The organism is Brevundimonas halotolerans, from assembly GCF_003730275.1.
Classification (GTDB): Bacteria; Pseudomonadota; Alphaproteobacteria; order Caulobacterales; family Caulobacteraceae; genus Brevundimonas; species Brevundimonas halotolerans.
Window position 1 is genome coordinate 1 of sequence record NZ_QTTA01000007.1, and the last position, 14,604, is coordinate 14,604.

At 67.8% G+C, this 14,604-nt stretch carries 15 protein-coding genes and 1 tRNA gene; 10 read left to right on the forward strand and 6 right to left on the reverse strand.

The annotated features are described in order from the left end of the window. Nucleotides 1-128: 128 nt before the first annotated feature. Complete coding sequence (glmM, locus tag EG854_RS02560; protein WP_123286174.1) at nt 129-1,478, reverse strand: phosphoglucosamine mutase; 1,350 nt, start codon at nt 1,476-1,478, stop codon at nt 129-131. 196 nt (nt 1,479-1,674) lie between these two features. On the opposite strand from glmM, the gene glmS reads away from it, so the two are divergent. From glmS to rlmN, 3 genes are all read left to right on the forward strand, one after another. Further along, complete coding sequence (gene glmS, locus EG854_RS02565) at nt 1,675-3,489, forward strand: glutamine--fructose-6-phosphate transaminase (isomerizing) (protein ID WP_123286175.1); 1,815 nt, start codon at nt 1,675-1,677, stop codon at nt 3,487-3,489. Between the two features lie 19 nt (nt 3,490-3,508). Beyond that, nucleotides 3,509-4,387 carry a UTP--glucose-1-phosphate uridylyltransferase GalU gene (gene galU / locus EG854_RS02570; RefSeq protein ID WP_123286176.1) on the forward strand — a complete coding sequence of 293 codons (879 nt, stop codon included), beginning with the start codon at nt 3,509-3,511 and terminating at the stop codon, nt 4,385-4,387. A 104-nt stretch (nt 4,388-4,491) separates the two neighbouring features. Further along, nucleotides 4,492-5,646 carry a dual-specificity RNA methyltransferase RlmN gene (gene rlmN, locus EG854_RS02575; protein WP_123286177.1) on the forward strand — a complete coding sequence of 385 codons (1,155 nt, stop codon included), beginning with the start codon at nt 4,492-4,494 and terminating at the stop codon, nt 5,644-5,646. Here rlmN and EG854_RS02580 read toward each other — a convergent pair. Both EG854_RS02580 and EG854_RS02585 read right to left on the reverse strand, forming a co-directional pair. Next, nucleotides 5,643-6,044, reverse strand: coding sequence for a hypothetical protein (locus EG854_RS02580; protein WP_164461787.1), 402 nt, complete (start codon nt 6,042-6,044; stop codon nt 5,643-5,645). The genes rlmN and EG854_RS02580 overlap by 4 nt on opposite strands. Beyond that, nucleotides 6,041-6,952 carry an acyl-CoA desaturase gene (locus EG854_RS02585; protein ID WP_206423369.1) on the reverse strand — a complete coding sequence of 304 codons (912 nt, stop codon included), beginning with the start codon at nt 6,950-6,952 and terminating at the stop codon, nt 6,041-6,043. Before EG854_RS02585 ends, EG854_RS02580 begins: the two co-directional genes overlap by 4 nt. An 86-nt stretch (nt 6,953-7,038) precedes the next feature. Between EG854_RS02585 and EG854_RS02590 the strand changes: the two genes are divergently transcribed. The 3 genes from EG854_RS02590 to EG854_RS02600 all read left to right on the forward strand — a co-directional run bounded on the left by EG854_RS02590 (nt 7,039) and on the right by EG854_RS02600 (nt 9,219). Then, the gene (locus EG854_RS02590) at nt 7,039-7,362 is read left to right on the forward strand and encodes a metalloregulator ArsR/SmtB family transcription factor (RefSeq protein WP_123286180.1); all 324 of its coding nucleotides are present in this window, start codon (nt 7,039-7,041) and stop codon (nt 7,360-7,362) included. A gap of 580 nt (nt 7,363-7,942) precedes the next feature. After that, the gene (locus tag EG854_RS02595) at nt 7,943-8,386 is read left to right on the forward strand and encodes a DUF350 domain-containing protein (RefSeq protein ID WP_123286181.1); all 444 of its coding nucleotides are present in this window, start codon (nt 7,943-7,945) and stop codon (nt 8,384-8,386) included. Nucleotides 8,387-8,394: 8 nt separating this feature from the next. Next, a complete protein-coding gene (locus EG854_RS02600) occupies nt 8,395-9,219 on the forward strand; it encodes a S1 family peptidase (protein ID WP_123286182.1) in 825 nt (274 codons plus the stop codon). 8 nt (nt 9,220-9,227) lie between these two features. Here the strand turns inward: EG854_RS02600 and EG854_RS02605 are convergent, their stop codons facing one another. Beyond that, on the reverse strand, nt 9,228-10,103 hold the full coding sequence (locus tag EG854_RS02605; protein WP_123286183.1) for an isoaspartyl peptidase/L-asparaginase family protein: 876 nt from the start codon (nt 10,101-10,103) through the stop codon (nt 9,228-9,230). 130 nt (nt 10,104-10,233) lie between these two features. Here EG854_RS02605 and EG854_RS02610 point away from each other — a divergent pair, with 130 nt between their 5' ends. Both EG854_RS02610 and EG854_RS02615 read left to right on the forward strand, forming a co-directional pair. Continuing rightward, complete coding sequence (locus EG854_RS02610) at nt 10,234-11,235, forward strand: NADPH:quinone oxidoreductase family protein (protein WP_123286184.1); 1,002 nt, start codon at nt 10,234-10,236, stop codon at nt 11,233-11,235. Next, nucleotides 11,232-11,954, forward strand: coding sequence for a 2OG-Fe(II) oxygenase (locus EG854_RS02615; RefSeq protein WP_123286185.1), 723 nt, complete (start codon nt 11,232-11,234; stop codon nt 11,952-11,954). The genes EG854_RS02610 and EG854_RS02615 overlap by 4 nt, the downstream gene beginning before the upstream one ends. On the opposite strand, the gene EG854_RS02620 is transcribed toward EG854_RS02615, so the two are convergent. Beyond that, nucleotides 11,951-12,349: a YkvA family protein gene (locus EG854_RS02620; RefSeq protein WP_123286186.1), complete on the reverse strand. Its 399-nt coding sequence runs from the start codon at nt 12,347-12,349 to the stop codon at nt 11,951-11,953. The two genes, EG854_RS02615 and EG854_RS02620, sit on opposite strands and share 4 nt — an antisense overlap. Before the next feature lie 59 nt (nt 12,350-12,408). Between EG854_RS02620 and EG854_RS02625 the strand changes: the two genes are divergently transcribed. Then, the gene (locus EG854_RS02625) at nt 12,409-13,191 is read left to right on the forward strand and encodes an SDR family oxidoreductase (RefSeq protein WP_123286187.1); all 783 of its coding nucleotides are present in this window, start codon (nt 12,409-12,411) and stop codon (nt 13,189-13,191) included. A 120-nt stretch (nt 13,192-13,311) separates the two neighbouring features. After that, a tRNA-Gly gene (locus EG854_RS02630) sits at nt 13,312-13,386 on the forward strand. Nucleotides 13,387-13,456: 70 nt separating this feature from the next. Here EG854_RS02630 and EG854_RS02635 read toward each other — a convergent pair. Next, nucleotides 13,457-14,524, reverse strand: coding sequence for a phytase (locus EG854_RS02635; protein WP_123286188.1), 1,068 nt, complete (start codon nt 14,522-14,524; stop codon nt 13,457-13,459). Nucleotides 14,525-14,604 lie beyond the last annotated feature (80 nt).

Below are 14,604 nucleotides of genomic sequence, written 5' to 3' on the forward strand. Positions count from 1 at the left end.
CGACCCGACGGCGTCAGACGGGCATTCTTGTGTACGTTCATCCGGGGAACTCTTCGGTTGAGGTTGGTGCTTCGCAACCCCAGCTTCTCAGCCCACCCCCGGGTGAACAACCTTCATAGCTTCGACAACTAGCCGGCTGCCTTCACCGCCGCGCAGATGTCGTCAACGACCGACCGGACCAGCGCCTCGTCGTCGCCCTCGGCCATGACGCGGATCAGCTTTTCTGTGCCCGATTTGCGGACCAGAACCCGGCCCTGCCCCTTCAGTCGCGCCTCGCCCTCGGCAATGGCGGCCTTGACGCTGGCGGCCTCCATCGGCTTGCCCGCCACATAGCGGACGTTCTCGAGGATCTGCGGCACCGGGTCGAACTGGCGGGCCAGATCGCTCATCTTGCGCCCGCTCTTGACCAGCACGGCCAGCACCTGCAGCGCCGAAATCAGCCCGTCGCCGGTGGTCGCATGGTCGCGCAGGATGATGTGGCCCGACTGTTCGCCGCCCAGATTGAAGCCGCCCTCGCGCATCCGCTCCATGACATAGCGGTCGCCGACCCTGGTCCGCTCCAGCGTCAGACCGTCAGCCAGCAGGGCCCGCTCCAGTCCCAGATTGGACATGACGGTGGCGACCACCCCGCCGCCCATCAGCAGCCCTTGCGCGGCCCAGTCCCTTGCCACCAGCGCCATGATCTGGTCGCCGTCGACGACCTGGCCCTTCTCGTCGCAGATGATGACCCGGTCGGCGTCACCGTCCAGCGCAATGCCGATATCGGCCCGGTGCAGATTGACCGCCGCGCTCAGCGCCTGCGGATAGGTCGAGCCGCAATCGGCATTGATGTTCAGGCCATTGGGCTCGACGCCCAGCGGGAAAACCTCGGCGCCCAGCTCATAAAGCGTGGTCGGCGCGACGCGGTACCCGGCCCCGTTGGCGCAGTCGATCACGACTCTTAGGCCCTTCAGGCTGAGCGCCTTGGGAAAGGTCGCCTTGGCCACCTCGATATAGCGCGCCTGGCTGTCGTCGATGCGCCGGACCCGGCCCAACTGGTCGGCGGGGGCCAGATCGGCATCCAGATCGGCGTCCATCATCGCCTCGATCTTCAGCTCGACCGAGTCCGACAGCTTGTAGCCGTCCGGCCCGAACAGCTTGATGCCATTGTCCATGAAGCCATTGTGCGAGGCCGAGATCATCACGCCCAGATCGGCGCGCATCGACCGGGTCATCATGGCCACGCCCGGCGTGGGCAGGGGGCCAAAGGTGATCACGTCCATGCCGGCGCTGGCAAAGCCGGCGACCAGGGCGGGTTCGATCATATAGCCGGACAGGCGGGTATCCTTGCCGATCACCACGGTGTGGCGCCGGTCATCCTCGGACATGAACATCCGCCCGGCCGCGAGGCCCACCCGCAGCGCCACCTCGGGCGTCATGGGGTGGGTGTTGGCCCGGCCCCGGATTCCGTCGGTCCCGAAATAGCGTCTCTCAGCCATGAATATCCCTCACTCCCGGCCCCCCGGCATGCCCGACATCAGAGACAGAAACCTTGCGAAACCGCAATTTAGGTGTCAGGCCCCGTCGTCTTGGCCTAGGGGGGAGCCGCCCCCCTAGGGCGGAGTGGGCTTAGACCGTCACAGGCCTGTGCGTAAAGCCATGGTTTTCTGACGATCTTTGATAAGGGACGAACCTATGTGCGGCATCATTGGCGTCACCGGTACCGGACCGGCGATCCCCCGGCTGATCGAGAGCCTGAAGCGGCTCGAATATCGCGGCTATGACTCGGCGGGCGTCGCCGCCCTGGTCGAGGGTCGCATCGAGCGTCGCCGGGCCAAGGGCAAGATCGCCGCGCTGGAGGCGGTTTTGCGGGCCGAACCCCTGTCCTCGACCGTCGGCATCGGCCACACGCGCTGGGCCACCCACGGCGCGCCCACGACCCAGAACGCCCACCCGCACAAGGCGGGCCGCGTGACCCTGGTCCACAACGGCATCATCGAGAATTTCGCCGACCTCAAGGCCGAGCTCGAGGCGTTCGGCAATACTTTCGAGAGCCAGACCGACACCGAGGTCGTGGCCCACCTGCTGGATCGCGCCCTCGGCGGCGGCAACGATCCGGTCGTCGCCTTCAAGTCGGTGCTCGACCGGCTGACGGGTGCCTATGCGCTGGCCGTGCTGATCGAGGGCGAGGACGGCATGATCCTCGGCGCCCGCCGCGGCAGCCCGCTGGTGGTCGGCTGGGGCGAGGGCGAAATGTATCTGGGCTCGGATGCGCTGGCCGTCGGCCCCTTCACCCAGACCATCAGCTATCTGGAAGAGGGGGACTATGTCGCCCTCGACCGCACCGGCGCCCGCATGTTCGACGTCGATGGAGAACCGGTCGAACGTCAGAAGGTGATTGTCTCCGCCTCGGCCGCCCAGGTCGAGAAGGGCGAATACCGCCACTTCATGGAAAAGGAGATCCACGAGCAGCCCGACAGCGTCCAGCGCACGCTCTCGGCCTATCTGGATTTCGTCAACGGCCGGGCCCTGAAACAGGACGTCGACTTCAAATCGATCGCCCGCATCCAGATCGTGGCCTGCGGCACCGCCTTCTATGCCGCCCAGATCGGGCGCTATGCCTTTGAAAAACTGGCCGGCCTGCCCTGCGATGTCGAGATCGCGTCCGAGTTTCGCTATCGCTCCCCGGCCCTGATGCCCGACACACTGGCCGTGGCCGTCAGCCAGTCGGGCGAGACCGCCGACACCCTCGCCTGTTTGACCTGGTGCAAGGGGCTGGGCCTGCCGACGGCGGCGCTGGTCAATGTCCACACCTCATCAATGGCGCGCGAGTCGCAATATCTGTGGCCCACCCACGCCGGCCCCGAGATCGGCGTCGCCTCGACCAAGGCCTTTACCGCCCAGGTCGCCGCCCTGCTGGCGCTGGCCGTCACCGCCGGTGTCGCGCGCGGCCGGATCAGCGCGGACGAAGAAGCCAGACTGGTTCAGGCCCTGTTCGAGTCTCCGCGCCTGATCGCCGAGGCCCTGCAGATGGAAGACCGGATGCGCGATGTGGCCCACGACCTGTCGCGCGCCACCGACGTCCTGTTCCTCGGCCGGGGTGCCATGTTCCCTCTGGCCATGGAAGGCGCGCTGAAGCTCAAGGAGATCAGCTATATCCACGCTGAGGGCTATGCCGCCGGCGAGCTCAAGCATGGCCCGATCGCCCTGATCGACGAGGACACGCCGACCGTCGCCCTCGCTCCGCTGGACGATCTGTTTGAAAAGACCGCCTCTAACCTTCAGGAAGTGGCCGCGCGCGGCGGTCCGGTGGTGATGATCGCGCCCCTGTCGGCGCCCACGCCCCACGGCACCGGCATTACCCGGATCGAGGCGCCGGACTGTCATCCCCTGATCGCGCCGCTGGTCTATGCCATTCCCGTCCAGATGCTGGCCTATTTCACCGCCGTCCATAAGGGCACCGACGTCGACCAGCCCCGGAACCTTGCCAAGTCCGTCACGGTTGAGTGATCCCGTACAGGAGTCGTCCATGCCCGCCACCCCCGCCCGCCTGCGCAAGGCCGTCCTTCCCGTCGCCGGTCTCGGCACCCGGGTCCTGCCCGGCACCAAGACCACGCCCAAGGAACTGCTGAACGTCGTCGATCGCCCCATCCTCAGCTATATCGTCGAGGAAGCGCGCGAGGCGGGGATCGAGCATATCGTCTTCGTCACAGGCCGCGCCAAACAGGCGATCGAGGACTATTTCGACCACCAGATCGAGCTGGAGGCCCAGCTGGAGGCCAAGGGCAAGACCGACATCCTCGAGATGATGAACGGCGAACTGGCCATGGCCGGCGAGATGAGCTTCACCCGCCAGATGCAGCCCAAGGGCCTCGGCCACGCCGTCTGGTGCGCCCGCGACATCATCGGCGACGAACCCTTTGCCGTCATCCTTCCCGACGTCATCGTCGACGGTCAGCCCGGCGCCCTGAAACAGCTGGCCGACGTCTATGCCGAGGTCGGCGGCAATGTCATCGGCGTCGAACAGGTGCCCGAGGCCGACACCCACAAATACGGCATCGTCGACCCGGCCGAGCGCGACGGCCGCCGCATCTCGATGAAGGGCATGGTCGAAAAGCCCCCGCGCGGCGAGGCGCCCTCCAATCTTTCGATCTCGGGCCGCTACATCCTCCAGCCGCAGATCTTCGACCTGCTGGCCACGCAGGGCCGGGGCGCGGGCGGCGAAATCCAGCTGACCGACGCCATGGCCCGCCTGATGCAGGATCAGGCCTTCACCGCCTACGAGTATGAGGGCGTCACCCACGACTGCGGCGACAAGATCGGCCTGCTGCGCGCCAATGTCGCCCTGGCCCTCAAACGCCCCGACCTCGGCGAGGCCGCGCGGGAAGCCATCTCGGCCCTGCTGTAGAGGGCCACGGTCCGGCGGGGCCCCCGGGGCCTTAATCGTGACGGGTTCTGTGGTATAAGCCCCGCCTTTCCACCCGTCCCGCCCGCTTCGACAGGATTGCTCCCGTGAGCATCACGCTCGATCTTTCCCGCGCCCAACCGGCCACGGCTGCGCCCGTCAACCTCTCGGGGCTGACGCGCGAGGGCCTGCGTCAAGCGTTGATCGACGCTGACATCTGCCCGCCGGAAAAGGCAAAGATGCGCGCCTCGCAGGTCTGGGGCTGGATCCACCATTTCGGCGTCACCGACTTCGCCGCCATGAGCAATGTGGCCAAGGACACGCGCGAAAGGCTGGCCGCCGCCTTCACCCTCGCCCGGCCCGAGATCGTCGAGCGTCAGGTGTCGAACGACGGCACCCGCAAATGGCTGATCCGCACCGCCCCGGGCATCGAGATCGAGGCCGTCTACATCCCCGATGTCGGCCGCGCCGGCGCCCTCTGCGTCTCCTCCCAGGTCGGCTGCACCCTCAACTGCACCTTCTGCCACACCGGCACGCAAAAGCTGGTCCGCAACCTGACGGCGGCCGAAATCGTCGCCCAGGTCCAGGTGGCCCGCGACGACCTCGGCGAATGGCCCAGTCCCAAAGAGGACCGCCGCCTGTCCAATATCGTCTTCATGGGCATGGGCGAGCCGCTCTACAATCTCGACCACGTCGCCGACGCCATCGACATCATCTCGGACAATGAGGGCATCGCCCTCTCGCGCCGCCGCATCACCGTCTCGACCTCGGGCGTCGTGCCGCAACTCGAGGCTCTGGGCACCCGCACCCAGGCCATGCTGGCCATCAGCCTGCACGCCACCAACGACCCCCTGCGCGACGTGCTGGTGCCGCTGAACAAGAAATATGACCTGGCCCAGCTGATGGCCGGCATCCGCGCCTATCCCGGCCTGTCGAACGCCCGCCGCGTGACCTTCGAATACGTGATGCTCAAGGGCGTCAACGACAGCCCCGACGAAGCCCGCGCCCTGCTGAAGCTGATCGAGGGCATCCCGGCCAAGGTGAACCTCATCCCGTTCAACCCCTGGCCCGGCACCGACTATGAATGCTCGGACTGGAAGACCATCGAGCGGTTCGCCGCCATCCTCAACAAGGCCGGCTACGCCAGCCCCATCCGCACCCCCCGCGGCCGCGACATCCTCGCCGCCTGCGGCCAGCTCAAGTCCGAAAGCGAAAAGGTCCGGGCGTCCACGCTCAGGAAGGCGGAGCAGGACGCGGCTTAGGTCGCGCCCTCAGCCATCATGCGCTGAAATATTCCCCCGCCGACGCCGCCCGCGAGCGGAAAGGCTGCGGTGATCCACACTCCATCCCAACCGGCCCAGCTGAGAAACAGCAAAGCCCCGGCAATGAGCGCAATCCCGGCCCCGATCAGGGCTGAGGGCTGTGGCTGATTCAGGCGCGTCTTCCTGACGATCAGCCAGATGGGCGGTCCAAACAGCGCCGTGCCAATCAGGAAGGCGGGACCCGCGAGGAAGAAGGTCACCGCCCCGACTACGGCCCCAGCCGGACCGTCCTTCACAACGCCGAACACGGCGAGCTGCATCACATAGGCGGTGGCTGCCAGAACTCCTGCGCACAAAGTCGCGACAACAAGTCGGCTGGCTGTGGGAACGGCTTTCATCGCACCGCCTCCAGCCGCTCGATCCGCCCCGGCATGACCTCCGGTGTCCGCACATCCCACGCCAGACCCATCCGTACGAGCAACTGGATGACGCGGTAGCCCCAGTCGCTCTGGCCCGGATAAAGGCCGAGGCGCGCCGAGCCTGGAAAGGCGTGATGATTGTTATGCCAGGCCTCGCCCATGGTCGGGATGGCCGCCCAAGGCACATCGTGGGCCTGCACACCCGACGCCGGCACCCGCCAGCTCTGCGGACCCTGCGTATGGGCCAGACGCCCGACGAACCAGTGGCCGATGATCGAGACGGAGATCCGGACACAAACGCCCCAGACGACAAAGCTCCACCCTCCGGCCAGCCACAGCAGCCCCGCAATTGGCAACTGCTGCAGCATCCAGGTGCGCTCCAGAAACCGGTAGAACCGGTCCCGCTGGAATCGACCCAGATCGAACGCGGGCGGGTGGGCCAGCTCCAGCCGACAGTGCATCTGCCACCAGGCATCGGTCAGGATCGGCGCACGATGGGCCAGATACGGATGGCACTCGGGCTGCCGCTGGGCCCAGTCGCGCAGGTCGTGGGCGCGGATCATCCAGAACGGGCCGCTCATGCCGACCGCGGTGCCGATCCAGACCAGCGCATGTTCCAGCCACAGCGGGCACTGGAAGCTCCCGTGGATCATGCGCCGGTGAAAGCCGATGGAGTGACCGAGCAGCAAGGCGCCCCCGGTTGTGACGACGAACACGACAAGCGCGCTCCAGCTGAAGGTCAGCGGCGCCAGAACGACCGCTGCGACCAGCATGCCGCCGTTCCACAGCGAGTGAACGGGGTCCCAGACGACCCGGCCTTCGACCGGGCTGCACCCCGGCAGTTCGACAAGACTGTTGACGGCATTCGGATCGTGGACGTCTGACATGCGCATGGCCCTTCGGTAATTAAGTAATAGCTTACACATACGAATGCGGCTGGCAAGCCCTTAGCAAATCGCTTAAATACTCAGGGATGCAACGTGTGTTCGAAGCCCTCTCCAGTCCCGTGCGGCGCAAGATTCTGGCCTATCTGGCCCATGCCGACCTGACGGCGGGAGAGATCGCGGCCCGGTTCGAAATCTCCAAACCGGCCGTGTCCCAGCACCTCTCGGTGCTCGAGAATGCCGGTCTGGTCGCCAGCGAAAAGAAGGGCCAGTTCGTTCACTACAGCCTGGTTGCCGACGCCTTGGCCAACACTCTGAACGGCTATGTGCAGGAGGTCTGCCCCGTCTCGCGCCCGCTGAAGAAGGAAAGCGCCGCCCTCGCCAGTAAGAGCGCGCCTCCGACGTCAGACTGACGCCCTCCACTGCGCCATATGGCTGCAGGAATTCCTCGCCGGATCAGCGCCCTGCCCGCATCCCGTACCGACTTTCCGGCCCTGCTCCGGAATGCCCCTACACTGTCGGCCCGCCGGGCGGCACAGGAGGCAATCCAGACGGTTCAGACGGTATTCTTCTCCCCCTCTCCGTTGGGACCCGAAGGGCAGCGCGGAGCCTGAGAGGGAGTGGGGGGTGAGGGTCTCTCCGTGGCCTTCGGCGTGAGCCGTCGCACCGGCCCTGCTACGGCATTCGCCGACAGACACCGCCGCCCCTCATCCGGCGCTCACGCGCCACCTTCTCCCATCGGGAGAAGGGAAGCACCCCAACGAACGGAGAAGCCATTTCATACGGTTCAGACTATCCAGACTATCCAGATTATCCAGACTATCCAGACCATCCAGACCCTTCAGACCATTCAGACGGTATTTCCCCCACCCCACCCCGTAACCTTTCGTCACAGACTGTGGCTCCGCCGCGCTTGCGGATTGGGGCTGGATTGAGGCAAGGACGGGGGGCGGTTTTTTTGTTCCGTGATCCTCAGGCCCGCATACCCCTTCCATGGACTCCTCGTCCCTCTCCAGCGTCCTGACCAGCCCCGAAGTCCAGGCCTTTGCCCGGGGCTTTCCGGTTCTGATGACCCATCTGGCGGTGACCATCGCCCTGCTGGTGCTGGGCGCGACCCTGTACGCCCTGCTGACCCCCTGGAAAGAGGTCGCCCTGATCCGTGAGGGCAACTCCGCCGCCGCCGTGGCCTTTGCCGGCGTCCTGATCGGTCTCGCCATTCCGCTGGCCATCAGCCTGTCGGTCTCGACCTCGATCCGCGACATCGTCATCTGGGGCGTGGCGACCGTGGTGCTGCAGCTGTTCGTCTTCCGGCTGGTCGACATGCTGCTGACCGGCCTGCCCCAGCGCATCCGCGAGGGCGAGGTCTCGGCCGCCGTGCTGCTGGTCGGGGCCAAGCTGGCGACCGCCCTGATCCTCGGCGCCGCCCTGGCGGGCTAGGGGGGCAAATGTCGCGACTGACCGACTGGGCCTTCTACGGTCTCCTGTCGCTGGCGATCCTGATCTGGGCGCTGGACCGGCGCGAGGAGGTCTTCACCCCGCCCCCGCCGCCCGAACCGGATGAGGTCGAGGGCGCGCTTCTGGGGCCCATCACCCCCTTCGACCCGGCCATCACCCTGAATGCGCCGGACATTCCCTTCCAGCCCGCCTCGGGCACCGCCTTCTCGGTCGCGGGCGAGGGGCGCTGGGTCACCGCCCGCCATGTGGTCGAGGGCTGCCCAAGGCCCGCCCTGATGGTCGGCGGGGGGCGCGCCGTCGCCGCCAGTGTCCGCATCGCGCCGCGCGCCGACGTCGCCGTCCTGATCACCGAAGGGGGCCCGGAGCCGCTGGCGGTGGTCACGGCCCCCGAGCTCCGCAAGGGCCAGCGGGGCTTTCACCCCGGCTATCCCCAGGGCCGGGCGGGCGAGGTCACCTCGCGCCTGCTGGGCCGCGAGACCTTCCGGGTGCGCGGGCGGGGCCAGCGGGACGAGCCGGTCCTCGCCTGGGCCGAGGTCGGCCGTACGTCGGGGCTGAAGGGCACCCTCTCGGGCCTGTCCGGCGCCCCGGTGCTGGATCGTCAGGGCCGGGTGCTGGGCGTGACCATCGCCGAGGCCCCGCGCCGCGGCCGCATCTACACCACGGCCCCCGACACCTTCGGCCCCGCCATCCGCGGCATGCCGGACCGGGACGCCCGGCCGCTGGAGGAGCCTGTGACGCTGGCCAACTACGGCCGCGTCGCCGACGCCCTCCGCCGCGACCTCCGCGTCGCCCAGGTCATCTGCCTGTCGGCCTGAGCTAAGGCTCAGTCGTTGAAGACGGCGACGCCAATCTCGCCCTCGGGGGTCAGCCAGGCCCGCTTCATGCCCTGGCTGTTGTAGGGGTCGGCGTGGCGCCCATGGCGGTCGAGCGCGATCAGGCCCCCGTCGCCGCCCATGGCGCCGATGGCGTCGATCACGGCCTGTCCGGCCTCGGCCACCGTCTGGCCCGAGGCCACGCGCCAGGCGACCTGCGCCGCTGCTGCCGAGCGGATGAAGTACTCCCCCTGACCGGTCGAGGAGACCGCGGCATGGCCGTCGGCCCAGGTGCCGCTGGCGGGCAGGGGGGTGTCGCCGACCCGGCCCGGCAGCTTGCCGAATACTCCGGCGGTCGAGGTCGCGGCCGCCAGCCGTCCCTGTGTGTCCAGCACGCAGCAGCCGACCGTGCCGTGCGCCAGCGTCCCCGGCGGATGGTTGTCCTCGCCCTGTCCGGCCCGGGTGAACCAGTCGTTGCCGCCGGGGACGGGCTCCAGCCCCTGTTCCTCGCAGAACCGCCGCGCTCCCTCGCCGACCAGCAGGACGTGCGGCGTGTGGTCCATGACCGCCCGGGCGGCCCGCACCGGATTGCGGAACCCCTGCAGGGCGGCAATGCCCCCGGCCCGACCCGTGGCCCCGTCCATCAGGCTGGCGTCCAGCTCATAGTCCCCGTCCAGATTGGGCGAGGCGCCGCGCCCGGCGACATAGAGGCCCGAGTCCTCCAGCAGGCACACGGCCTCGACCGCGACGTCCAGTGCGGCCTCTCCGGCCTCCAGACGGGCCTGCATGGCGCGCACGACCTCGACCATATCGGCCCGCTCGGCGGCATAGTCGCGGCTACGCCGGGCACCGGCGCCTCCGTGCAGGATCAGGGCGGGTCGGGTCATCTCGGGGTCTCCGCAGTCCGGCAGGGCCGGTTCCTGTCTTTCCAGTTCGGGGCCGGAGCGTTACCGTCTGACCGGCAGGGGTGGCAAGTCGCCCCGGTCGTCCGGCATCCGTCTCCCCGAAAGGTTCTCCATGCGCGCAGTCCTGTCCAAGGCCCCCGGTGGCCCGGAAACCCTGGTGGTCGAGGAGGTGTCGGACCCGACCCCCAAGGCCGGCGAGGTGGTCATCGAGGTCCGGGCCGTGGGCATCAACTTCCCTGACACCCTGATCATCGAGGACAAATACCAGTTCCGGCCCCAGAGGCCCTTCGCGCCGGGTGCCGAGGTGGCGGGCGTGGTCGAGGCGATCGGCGAGGGCGTCAAGGGCATCCACAAGGGCGACCGGGTCATTGCCGTGCCCGGGTGGGGCGGACTGGTCGAGCGGATCGCCGTCCCCGCCGCCAGCGTCATCCCCATCCCCAGGGAGATGGACTTCGAGACCGCCGCCGCCCTGATCATGACCTATGGCACCAGCTACTATGCCCTGAAGGACCGGGCGAAGCTGCAGGCGGGCGAAACCCTGCTGGTGCTGGGCGCCGCCGGTGGCGTGGGCGCTGCCGCGGTCGAGCTGGGCAAGGCCATGGGCGCGCGCGTCGTCGCCGCCGCCTCGACCAACGACAAGGTCGAGTTCGCGCTGGAGCTGGGTGCCGACAACGGCCTGATCTACCCCTCGGGCCCCATGGACAAGGCGGCCCAGAAGGAGCTGTCCGGCGAGCTGAAACTGGCTACCGGGCGCGACGGGGCCGATGTCGTCTATGACGCGGTCGGCGGCGACTATGCCGAGCCGGCGCTCCGGGCCATGGACTGGTGCGGTCGCTATCTGGTGGTGGGCTTCCCGGCCGGGATCCCGTCCCTGCCCCTCAACCTGACCCTGCTCAAGTCAGTGGCGGTAATCGGCGTCTTCTGGGGCGCCGCCGTCATGCGCGATCCCAAGGGCCACGCCGCCAATATGGCCGACCTGATGACGCTGTGGAGCGAGGGCAAGATCCGCCCGCGCGTCAGCCGCACCTTCCCCCTGCACAAGGCGCATGAGGCCATCCAGGCCCTGGGTGATCGCTCGGCCATGGGCAAGATCGTGGTGACGGTCGGGCCGTGACCCTCGCCCTTGCCCCGGACCTTGATCTGACGGGCGCGGCGGATCGGCTGGCCGCCACCGGCCGCGGGCGCGTGGCCGGTCTGCTGGGTGAGGGGGCCGGGGTCCTGCACGACGCCCTGACCGGGCCCGACATGGTCTGGAACCGCGCCATCCAGAACCCCTACAACGCCGACGTCCCGGTCGCCGTGTTCGAGGCCGAGCCGCTGACCGAACAGGCCCGCCTCTACGCCATGGCCCATGAGGAGGCGACCGAGGGCTTCCAGTTCATCTTCGACCGGATCAAGCTGGGACAGGCGCGCGCCATGGGCCTGCCCCTGCCGCCCGTCCTGTTCGAGCTGCACGCCCTATTCAACGCGGACCCGTTTCTGGACTTCGCGCGCGGCCTGACCGGCGATGACCGGATCGCCTATGTCGATGCCCAGTCGACGCGCTATCTGCCCGGCCATTTCCTCAATGGCCATACGGACGCACATGAGGATGCCGGGCGGCTCTATGCCTATGTGCTGAACCTGTCGCCGCGCTGGCGGGCGGAATGGGGCGGGCTGCTGATGTTCCTCGACGGCGAGGGGGCGGTGACCGAGACCTTCACGCCTTCGTTCGGCACGCTGAACCTGTTCAAGGTGCCCCAGGACCACGCCGTATCCATGGTGGCGCCGTTCGCAGGCGCCCCCCGCTATTCGATCACGGGCTGGTGGCGGACGCGCGCGCCGGGTGCCTAGTCTTCGGACCGGGCCAGACGGGTCAGCGCCTGACGGGCCGCCTCGCGGTGCCGGGACCGGATATGGGCCGACAGGGTCGCGACCACGGCCGTGATCACGGCGGCGTCGTCGGTAAAGCCGATTCCGACCAGAACATCGGGGATCGCATCGACCGGCATGACGAAATACGCCAGCGCTGCCAGCATCATCCCCTTGGCCCCGGCCGGCGTCTGCGGGTCGCGGGCGGCATACCAGACGCTCAGCAGGTGATCAGCAAAGGGGATCCGCGCCAGGCTCCGCTGCACCTTGGGCCAGAAGCGGCGCTCGACCTTGACCTCGTCGACCTTGTCGATGCGGGGGATCAGGGCCTTGCCCCGGGCGATTTCGGCGGATGAGGGTTTGGCAGGACGGACCATGACCCCTAAATCGTCACAGACCCCTTCCGGTTCAATCCCGATCTGACAAAGGACTTCCCATGAAACTCGACGCCTCCATTTCCGCAGTCGTCACCGGCGGCGCCTCGGGCCTCGGTGAGGGCACGGCCCGCGCTCTGGCGGCCAAAGGGGTCAAGGTCGCCCTGTTCGACCTGAACGAGGAGGCGGGCGAAAAGATTGCGGCCGAAATCGGCGGCGTTTTCTGCAAGGTCGATGTGACCTCGGATGAGGATGTCGCCGCCGGTTTCGAAAAGGCCCGCGCGGCACACGGACAGGAGCGCCTGACCGTCAACTGCGCCGGCATCGCCACCGGCCAGAAGACCGTCAGCCGCAAGCGCGACACCGGCGAGCTGCGCGCCCATGACATGGCCGCCTTCGAGCGCACCGTCCGCATCAATCTGTTCGGCACCTTCCGGGTGCTCAGCCAGTCGGCGCTGGGCATGGTGGCGACCGAGCCCATGGCCGACGGCGAGCGCGGCCTGATCGTCAACACGGCCTCGGTGGCGGCCCAGGACGGCCAGATCGGCCAGGCGGCCTATTCGGCCTCCAAGGGCGGCGTCTATGCCATGACCCTGCCGGTTGCGCGCGACCTGGCCCAGGAAGGCGTTCGGGTGAACACCATCCTGCCCGGCATCATGTGGACGCCGATGATGGCCGGGATGGACCAGAAGATCCAGGACGCCCTGGCCGCCGCCATCCCCTTCCCCAGCCGCCTCGGCACCCCGGCCGACTATGCCGCGCTGGCCCTGCATCTGGCCGAGAACGTCTACATCAACGGCGAGTGCATCCGCCTGGATGGCGCCATCCGCCTCGCGCCCAGATAGTCGCGCTACCGCTCGCGTCGCGGACGCTCGCTGCTTGAGCGCAGGATCGTAGCAATTTGCGTTCTGCCTCTTGCGGCCACCGCCCGTGCTCGGCTATACGCCCCGCTCTCGACTGAGAGTGCGGGCGTAGCTCAGGGGTAGAGCATCACCTTGCCAAGGTGAGGGTCGGGCGTTCGAATCGCCTCGCCCGCTCCAGTCGAACCGACCAGAAGGCCCTGCTCCGGCGGGGCCTTTTCGTTTCTGTCCGGCCTTGCGAGACCGGGTCCTAAAGTCCCAGGGCCTCGCGGATCACACGCCAGTCGACGATCTTGAAGTTCTGCTGGCCGGGGCTCGGGGAGTCGATGTCGTCGTGGAAGGCCACCGCGCCTTCGGGGAAGGGACCGATCGGTCCCGAGAAAGCGTCAAGTCCATCGGTTGAGGTGACACCGTCGATCGTCGGCCCATCGACGATGGCGAACCGACCGACATAGATGTGGCGCTGGCCCTCGATGCGATAGACCGGATAGGTGCTGTCGCCCTGGCTGGACACAATCAGATACTCGACCCCGCGGTCCCGCATGATGGTCAGCCCCTCGACGTCGTCGCGAATGCGAATCCGGTCGACGCGGGCGATCTCCGTCGCGGTGGACGGTCCGGACGGGTCGAAGTCGAAACGCCAGACCCCGACGTCTTCCTCGCCGACATAAAGGGTGTCAGCGGCGTCATGGACGACGCAGCCCTCCAGCTGGCTGGCCAGGGTCAGGACCCGTTCTGGCCCGATAACCGGCCCGTTCGGGCCGTCGGCAACGGACATCTGGTGGACGGTGCCCGCCTTGGTGGTCACGATCAGGTAGAAGGCCTCGCCCCGCCGCCCCATGCAGAAGCCGTAGGGCTCATAGGCCGTGGGCAGGAAGCCATAGTCCGCCGTGGTCAGGGTGGCCGGATCGAACAGATACAGATTCACGCCATTGGCGCCCGGCGCATCATTGCTGGCCGCGACCAGCACCCGCTCACCGACCGAGGTCGGGAAGCCAACACGCAGGTCGACATTGTTGACCGGACCCGAGGGCAGGAACTGGCGGACCGAACCGTCCATGTTGTGGACGTACAGGCCGTCCGACTTGTCGGTGCCGAACATCACAGCCCGCGCCGGATCGCGCGGGTCGGCCCACAGGGCGGGGTCGTCGGCGTCCACTTCCGGATCGGTCGTCAAGACTGTTTCGACGGCAGCCATGACGGAGCGGGCCGGGTCTCCGGGCGCGAAAATGCCCTGCGGCCCGCGATCTTCGGTCATGGCGCAGGCCGAGAGGGCCAGGACGGAGGCGGCAATCAGAAGCGAGGGGGTCAGGCGCATGGCAAAGCTCCGCTGCAGATGCCCGCCCCCTAGCGCCTCCTGCGCGCACGGCAAGCTAAATGTATGTATTGGTTGCGAAA